The organism is Janthinobacterium sp. FW305-129 (assembly GCF_020858115.1).
Classification (GTDB): Bacteria; Pseudomonadota; Gammaproteobacteria; order Burkholderiales; family Burkholderiaceae_D; genus Janthinobacterium.
Window position 1 is genome coordinate 1 of record NZ_JACYMM010000031.1, and the last position, 1,570, is coordinate 1,570.

At 62.7% G+C, this 1,570-nt stretch carries 1 protein-coding gene and 1 pseudogene; one reads left to right on the forward strand and one right to left on the reverse strand.

Translation table 11 applies throughout. The features are described from left to right. Window positions 1-876 (reverse strand): IS256 family transposase (locus tag IGS61_RS27645; protein ID WP_230542493.1); only part of this gene is annotated, 876 nt, incomplete at its 3' end. Between the two features lie 52 nt (window positions 877-928). Here IGS61_RS27645 and IGS61_RS27650 point away from each other — a divergent pair. Next, window positions 929-1,384: pseudogene (locus tag IGS61_RS27650) on the forward strand (transposase); the annotation flags it as partial. Between the last annotated feature and the right edge of the window lie 186 nt (window positions 1,385-1,570).

The window sequence follows — 1,570 nt, forward strand, 5'->3', positions numbered from 1 at the left end:
CAGCGCCTTGCGGTCTTTCCATGACGCAAAGTCCAGGCCACCCCGGATCAGGTGCACGATGCAGGTCTGCAGCGTCGTCGCCGGGAACACTGCGCCCAGCGCCTCTGGCATGCCCTTGAGGCCGTCGGTGACGGCAATCAGGATGTCCTGCACCCCGCGCGTCTTCAGATCGTTGAAGACCTTCATCCAGAACTTCGCCCCCTCGGTGTTCTCGATCCAGATTCCCAGGATGTCGCGCGAGCCGTCAGGCAGTACGCCCAGCGCCAGGTAGACGGCCTTGGAGCGCACCACCGCATCCTCGCGAATCTTGACCCGCAGCGCATCGAAGAACACCACCGGGTACATCGCCTCCAGCGGCCGTGTCTGCCAGGCCGTGACCTCGCCCATCACCTCATCGGTGACACGGCTGATGAGCTCGGGCGAGACGTCCACCGAGTACATCTCAGCCAGGAAACCCTGGATCTCGCGCACCGTCATGCCGCGTGCGTACATGGCGATGATCTTGTCGTCGAAACCCGTAAAGCGCCGCTCGTGCTTGCCAATGAGCTGCGGCTCGAAGCTGCCTTCGCGATCGCGTGGGACATCGATGCGCAGCGCCCCCACATCGGTCAGTACGGTCTTGGTGCTCTTGCCGTTGCGGTGGTTGGCTGATCCGCCTGTGGGCTTGGCTTGGCCGGGCGCATAGCCTAGGTGATGACTCATCTCGGCGCCCAGCGCCCGCTCAAGAATTGACTTCTTGAACTGATCGAACAGCCCTTGGACTTGGCCCGGCGTCATGGGCCCGGTCACCAGCTGGTCAAGCAGCTCGGCCGGGATGTGAAATTGCGGCTGTGCCGCCTGGTCCGCCAAAGCGGTGGGTTTGGTCTTGCGTGGCATTCATGCTCCTTGTCGACATGCTATGCCTCACACACAAAATTTCTGACAAGCTCTCGTGCACCTGATCCGGGGTGGCCTGGACTTTGCGTCATGGAAAGACCGCAAGGCGCTGGCCGCAGCCATCAAACCCATCTACACCGCGGTGAGCGCCGAGGCGGCCGAGGCCGAGTTGGATGCGTTTGCGGCCGGCCCCTGGGGGCAGCGGTTCCCGACCGTGGTCAGCGCCTGGCGCCGGGCCTGGGACAAGGTCATCCCGTTCTTCGCCTTCCCGCCCGAGGTGCGGCGCGTGATCTACACCACCAACGCCATCGAGAGCGTGAACGCACGGCTGCGCAAGATCATCAAAACGCGCGGCCACTTCCCCAGCGACGAGGCGGCCACCAAGCTGATCTGGCTGGCGCTGCGCAACATCACCGCGGACTGGGGGCGGGCGGCCAACCACTGGAAATCAGCGATGAACCAATTTGCGATCCTCTACGAGGACCGATTTACCAGATCGCGCCAGTAAGATCACCAAGCCGCCTCACGATTGAGTGACGGATTCAACAGCCTCACACACAGAAATCCTGACACTCCCCGGAGTTGGTCCATCAGGGTCGCTTCTCGCCGACAGATGAGGGAACACCGCAAGGTGGTGTCATTTCGCCAACCCTGGCGAATTGCGTTCTGAATGGGTTGGAAACGGGACTCGCCG